This window comes from Pseudomonas sp. MF08875, assembly GCF_059862525.1.
Genome location: NZ_JCBCUW010000014.1, coordinates 116,536 through 122,998, shown reverse-complemented (window position 1 = coordinate 122,998; position 6,463 = coordinate 116,536). Strand labels below are relative to the sequence as shown.

Sequence of the window (6,463 nt, the reverse complement as noted above, 5' to 3'; positions counted from 1 at the left end):
CATCCCGAACTCAGCAGTGAAACGATGCATCGCCGATGGTAGTGTGGGGTTTCCCCATGTGAGAGTAGGTCATCGTCAAGATTAAATTCCGAAACCCCATTTGCGAAAGCAGATGGGGTTTTGTTTTAAGTAGAAGCTAAAGATTTTCGCGAGCCCGTTTCTTTAACGAGCCGCACACAGAATTTCTTGACGACCATAGAGCATTGGAACCACCTGATCCCATCCCGAACTCAGCAGTGAAACGATGCATCGCCGATGGTAGTGTGGGGTTTCCCCATGTGAGAGTAGGTCATCGTCAAGATTGAATTCCGAAACCCCATTTGCGAAAGCAAATGGGGTTTTGTCTTTCTGGTCCCTGCTGTTTTCAGCGTTTTTTTGTCCTTTCCCTAAACCCCGCCATACCGCTCTAGCATGCCGTCCGGCAGGTTTTTGCCTGTTATGTCGTCTATTTCTTACAAAGCCCTAAGTTTTATCGCCGTGGTGCCGACATGTACTGAGACGAGCGTGCACCAAAGTAGAGCAGCCATAGAATGCTGCCTGCGCGGCGACATGGAATGACGCGACACGGATGACCCCCCATTTTTTGCATAAGAAGTCCCATGAAATGAATCTCAAGTTCAGCCATAAAATCCTTTTGGCCGCCTCTGGCGTAGTGGTTCTGGCTTTTGCCTTGTTCACTTTGTACAACGACTACCTGCAGCGGAACACGATCAAGCAAAACCTTGAGGCCTCGGTGGAACAGGCCGGCGACTTGACCGCCAGCAGCGTGCAGAACTGGCTGAGCGGCCGCATCTTGGTGCTGGAGAGCCTCGCCCAGAACGTCGCGCACCAAGGCGCCCAGGCCGACTTCCCGGGCCTGGTGGACCAACCGGCCTTCACCTCGAATTTCCAATTCACCTACGTTGGCCAGAGCAACGGTGTTTTCACTCAGCGGCCTGACGCCAAAATGCCCGACGGCTATGACCCCCGCGAGCGTCCTTGGTACAAGCAGGCCGTTGCGGCCAACCAGACCATGCTCACGCCGCCCTACAAGGCTGCGGTGGGCGGGTTGATCGTTACCATTGCCATGCCGGTAAAGAAAGACGGGCAACTGCTGGGTGTGGTCGGTGGTGACCTCAGCCTGCAAACGCTGATGAACATCATCAACTCGGTGGACTTCGGTGGCATCGGCCATGCCTTTCTGGTCAGCGGCGACGGTCAGGTCATCGTCAGCCCGGACGAGGATCAGGTGATGAAAAACCTGAAGGACATCTACCCAGGCACCGCACTGCGCCTGGAGAAGACTGCACAGGAAGTGACGCTCAACCAGCAGGAACGCATTCTGTCCTTCACCCCCGTCGCTGGGTTGCCGAATGCCCAGTGGTATATCGGCCTGTCGATCGATAGGGACAAAGCTTACGAACCTCTCAGCCAATTCCGCACATCTGCATTGATCGCCATGTTCATCGCGGTATCGGCCATTGCGGTGCTGTTGAGCTTGCTGATTCAGGTGTTGATGCGTCCGTTGACCACCATGGGCCGTGCGATGCAGGACATCGCCCAGGGCGAAGGTGACTTGACCCGTCGTCTGACGGTAGAGAGCAAGGACGAATTTGGCGTGCTGGGCGGCTCTTTCAACCAGTTTGTGGAGCGTATTCACGCATCGATTTCGGAAGTGTCGTCGGCTACCCGCCAGGTTCATGATTTGTCGCAACGGGTGATGGCTTCATCCAACGCTTCCATTGTCGGTTCCGATGAGCAAAGTGCGCGCACTAACAGCGTGGCGGCGGCCATCAATGAGCTGGGGGCGGCGACCCAGGAGATTGCCCGCAACGCGGCTGATGCGTCGCAGCATGCCAGCGGTGCTAGCGAGCAGGCGGATGACGGCCGGCAGGTGGTGGAAAAAACCATCCTGGCGATGACCGAGTTGTCGCAGAAGATCAGCTTGTCCTGCACCCAGATCGAAACGCTGAATGCGAGTACCGACAACATCGGCCACATTCTCGATGTGATTAAAGGCATCTCCCAACAGACCAACCTGCTGGCCCTCAACGCAGCCATCGAAGCGGCCCGTGCCGGCGAGGCGGGTCGTGGTTTTGCTGTGGTTGCGGACGAAGTGCGCAACCTGGCACACCGCACCCAGGAGTCGGCCGAAGAGATCCACAAGATGATTACGTCGCTGCAGATCGGCTCTCGCGAAGCGGTTACCACCATGAACGCGAGCCAGGTTTCCAGCGAGGAAAGCGTCGAAGTGGCGAACCAGGCTGGCGAACGGTTGGTCAGCGTGACGCAGCGCATCACGGAAATCGACGGCATGAACCAGTCGGTGGCCGCGGCTACTGAAGAGCAGACGGCGGTGGTGGAAACCCTCAACGTGGACATCAACCAGATCAACCTGTTGAACCAGCAGGGCGTGGCCAACCTCAACGAAACCTTGAAGGACTGCGACGCGCTGTCGTTGCAGGCCAATCGACTCAAGCAATTGGTCGATAGCTTCAAGATCTGAGGCGCAGCCGCTACAGCAAAACGCGATGAAGCCTGCCAGGCTCATCGCGTTTTTTTATGGGCCGCTTACGCAAACAGCGTGCGTAGATTGCCCATGGCCTCGTCAGCAAAACCCTGTACGAACTGCGCGAAGGCATCGGCCTCACCCTGCGTCGGTTCGGCAATGATGGTCCAGGTGGCACGCGAGCAATCGGCGCCCGCGGCTTCAACCACCATGGCTGCCCACAACTGACCGACGCCGAGGGTGTTGTAGAGGGTGGTCCAGGTCATCGTCATGGCCTGCTCGTCGCGATGGTTGAGCTGTTCGACCACCAGGTTGCCGTCTTTAAAGAACTTCTTGCGCAGCGAACCCGGGCCTTGGCCGGTCATCTCGATGCGCTCCAGTGCTGGGATGAAGCGGTCGAAGCCAGCAAACTCGCCGGCCACGGCCCAGACACGGCTGGCCGATGCGCGAATCTCGACGCTGGCGGTGATCGGGTTGCCGTTGGGGTTGCGGATCAGGGTGTCGGGTTGGGGGTGGTTCATGGTCTTACTCCTGTATGCGCTGGGTGGTGTCAGATAAAGGCAATCTGCTTGAGGTACTCACAGCCTTTGCGCAGTAGCGCTGGGGATTTTTCCGGGTAGTGCTCGCCCATTTGTTTGATGCCATGGCGGGCATTGGTGTGGCCGATCATGGAGATATCGCCGATGTCCTCTTCAAAGCCGTTGAGGTAGAAGCCCAGCACGCCGAACAACGCGTTCTGGCTGTCGACTCGGGCCAGTTGTTGCTGCCACTGGGCCACGGTCGCCCATTCAAAACAGTGGCCGACCTGTTCGAACGCGGCCACATAGGCCGCCCAGCTCAAGGGTTGAGGGTTATGCAGGTTGAAGACGCTGCGGGCGGGTTGATAACGGCTGCTGTGCCAAGCAACGAAGCGGGCCAGGAAGTCCACGGGCATCAAGTCGAAGTTCAGTTCAAGACGTGGCACCAGGCCCAGTTGCAGTGAGCCCTTGAGCATCAACAACAAGCGGTTTTTATGGGGTTGGCATACGCCGTTGCGGCTGTTGAAGCTGATGTTGCCCGGGCGGTACAGGTTGACCTGCACACCGCGCTCGCGGGCGCGCTCTAGCAGGCGTTCGCCAACCCATTTGGACAGGTTATAGCCGTTGCGCAGGTAGATCGGCGGGGTCGGCGCGGCGGCCACTTCCAGCACTTGGCCGGCGGCGTCGCGGGTGCTGCAGGCTGAAAGGGTCGAGATGAAATTGAAGATCTTTTTGCTGCGCCCTTCGCACAACCGCAGCAGGTGCAATAGCGGCTCGACGTTGTCACCCGCCAGCGACGGGTAGTCGAGGACATGATTGACGTTGGCGGCGTTGTGCACCAACGCGCCGAACTCCCTGTCCAGGCGCTCGTACAGCGGCGGCGCCAGCCCCAGGTCGGGGCGGGTCAGGTCGGCGGCGTGAACCTGCACCCGGCTCAGGTCCAGATGCTCCAGGCAGTTGTCCCGCAGGGACTGGGCGAAGCGCTGCGCCGCCGATTGCCCGGCGCTGTCGCGCACCAGGCACGCCACTTCCCTCGCGCCCGCCGCCAGCAGTGCTTGCACGATGTGTACGCCGACGAAACTGTTAGCGCCGGTGACAATTACTTTGCCCACATCGCCCATGCGGGATGACGCCAAGGCTTCGATGTCGAGCGGGCGGCAGGCATCGGCCAGCGCCTGTTCGCAGAGGTTCTGCTCAATGGCGTTGCCGCGCACCAAGGTTGCCAGGCGAGCTAGGGTCGGGTCTTCGATAAAGCGGTTGATCGAGATGCTGCGCCCGAACTGCTCGCGCAGGCCCAGTAGCAGGCGCGACAGTAGGATCGAGTGGCCGCCGAGGTTGAAGAAGCTTTCCTGGGTGCAGATTTCTTCGGCCGGTAATTCCAGTAGCTCGGCCCACAGCGCCCGCAGCCGCTCCTCGTCGGCGCTGCGGGGCAATTGGCGTGAGGTATTGGCGACGACAGTGACGGGCAGCCTGAGCAACGCCTGGCGGTCCACCTTGCCATTACTGGCGCACGGCAAGCTCGCCAGCTGGGTGCAGGCCAGCGGCTGCATGTAGTCGGGCAGGTGTTGCGCGGCCCACTGCTTGAGCCGTTGCGGGGCGAGTTCCGGTTGCTCACCTGCGGGTTGGGCAACGAACGCCAGAATGCGCCGCTGGCTGTCGATCACCACGGCGACCTGGCCAAACAGGCGACTGGCGCGCAGGCAATGTTCGATTTCCTCGGGCTCGACGCGAAAGCCGCGGATTTTCACCTGATTGTCGCGCCGCCCGCACAGCTCGATTCCCGCTTCGGTCCATTTGCCCAGGTCGCCGCTGCGGTAGGCGCGCAGGCGCTGGCCGTCCGGCAGGGGCAACTCCAGGTAACGCTCGGCGGTCTGCTGCGGGTTGTGCAGATAGCCCAGCGCCACGCCAGGGCCGACGATGTACAACTCGCCCACTTGCTGCTCCGCCACCGGTTGCTGGGCGTCATCGAGAATCAGCACCCGGCTGTTGGCGATGGGCGCGCCGAGCAGGCGGTTGTGGTCGCCGCTGCGCATCGGGCGAGCGGTGGCCAGCACCGTGGCTTCGGTGGGGCCATACAGGTTGCACAGGCGCGTGTGGGGCGTGAGGCGCTCAATCGCTTCGGGCTCGCACACATCGCCGCCGGTCATGAGCCAGTCCAGCCCCAGCGGTTCGTCGCCGGGCAGCAGGCTGAGCAGGGCGGGCGGCAGAAAGCCGTGGGTCAGGCGCTGTTCGCGCAGCAGCGCGGCCAGTTGCAGCGGATCGCGGCGTTGGCTGTCGCTGGGCACGATCAGCGCCGCACCCTGGATCAGCGCTGGGAAGATGTCGATCAGCGAGGCGTCGAACCCCAGGGAGGCGAACTGCAAGACCCTGCTCTGTTCATTCAACTCGCAGAAGTCGGCATACCAGGCGCAAAAATGGCTGAGGTTGTGTTGGCTAAGCACTACGCCTTTAGGTTGGCCCGTCGTGCCTGAGGTGTAGAACGCCATGCACGGCGCGTCGGTGCTGGGGCGCGAGTGCAGCAAGGGTTGGTGCAGGTCGGCGCTGCGGGCGTCGATGCGGGCCACGTCCAACCCAGGCATCTGTTGCGCCAGCGGATGCTGGCCGTCGTGGAGCAGCAGCACCGCCCCGGCGTTTTGCAGGATGTACTGCTGGCGCGGCAGCGGATGGTCCGGCTCCAGCGGCAGGTACACCGCGTCGCTGCCCAGAATCGCCAGGATGGCGGCGTACAGCGGCGCAGATTTTTCCAGGCAAAGGCCCACCACCAATGGCTGCCCGCCGCCGCGCAACGGTGCCAGCAACGGCAGCAGGCGTTGCTGGATCGCCATGCTCTGTGCCCGCAGTTGGCCATAGCTCAGATGAGTGCCGGCAATGACCAGCGCCGTGCGTTGGCCAAAGCGCTGAAGGCTGCGGTCCAGTTGCTCGATGAGCGGTGTTTGCGCTTGGCACAGCAAGTCAGGCCGGGCGGTGTCGTTGAACCGGTGCACGTAGGCCAGCGCCTGCAACCGCAGTAGGCTGGCGCCCTCCAAGGCGTGGTCAGTATCCAGCGCGGTGGTGTGCTGTAGGTACTCGGCCTCGCGGCTCACACGGCTGACCAGCAGCGCGACGTAGTCCACCAGGGTATCGACTGCCCGCCGGTGCAGCATCTGGCCGTTGCCGGAGTTTTCCGGGGCCAGTGGCAGCTGGTCCAACAGGCGTTTGGTGCGTGCGCTGCCGTGCCAACACAGCAGGGTCAGGCGTGGCAGCCATTCGCCCGCGTGGGTGGCCTCCTGCAAGCGCAGGTGCAGGCTGTCGCGGGCGATGATCGGGCTATCCAGCGCTTGGCTGCCGTCCTCGATCAACAGGTCGCAATCGCTGGCCGCGTAGTGGAGGCGGTGGCCGTGTTGCGCCAATTCTTCACCGATGGCATCCAGAGCCTGGCTGTTGCCGATGAGTGCAATATCGAGACATTTCATCCAGT

The 6,463-nt window shown here is 61.5% G+C and carries 3 protein-coding genes and 2 rRNA genes; 3 read left to right on the top strand and 2 right to left on the bottom strand.

Annotated features, from left to right (window positions below; genetic code table 11):
- The 3 genes from rrf (AC19YT_RS10745) to AC19YT_RS10735 form a co-directional block, all read left to right on the top strand.
- Positions 1-81: ribosomal RNA gene (gene rrf / locus AC19YT_RS10745) — 5S ribosomal RNA — on the top strand; the annotation flags it as partial.
- 104 nt (positions 82-185) lie between these two features.
- Positions 186-301: ribosomal RNA gene (rrf, locus tag AC19YT_RS10740) — 5S ribosomal RNA — on the top strand.
- A gap of 303 nt (positions 302-604) precedes the next feature.
- Positions 605-2,485 carry a methyl-accepting chemotaxis protein gene (locus AC19YT_RS10735; protein ID WP_500610219.1) on the top strand — a complete coding sequence of 627 codons (1,881 nt, stop codon included), beginning with the start codon at positions 605-607 and terminating at the stop codon, positions 2,483-2,485.
- 65 nt (positions 2,486-2,550) lie between these two features.
- Here the strand turns inward: AC19YT_RS10735 and AC19YT_RS10730 are convergent, their stop codons facing one another.
- Together AC19YT_RS10730 and AC19YT_RS10725 are read right to left on the bottom strand one after the other, a co-directional pair.
- Positions 2,551-3,009, bottom strand: coding sequence for an SRPBCC family protein (locus AC19YT_RS10730; RefSeq protein WP_500610218.1), 459 nt, complete (start codon positions 3,007-3,009; stop codon positions 2,551-2,553).
- Positions 3,010-3,038: 29 nt separating this feature from the next.
- Positions 3,039-6,458, bottom strand: a complete 3,420-nt coding sequence (locus tag AC19YT_RS10725; RefSeq protein ID WP_500610217.1) for an amino acid adenylation domain-containing protein — start codon at positions 6,456-6,458, stop codon at positions 3,039-3,041.
- Positions 6,459-6,463 lie beyond the last annotated feature (5 nt).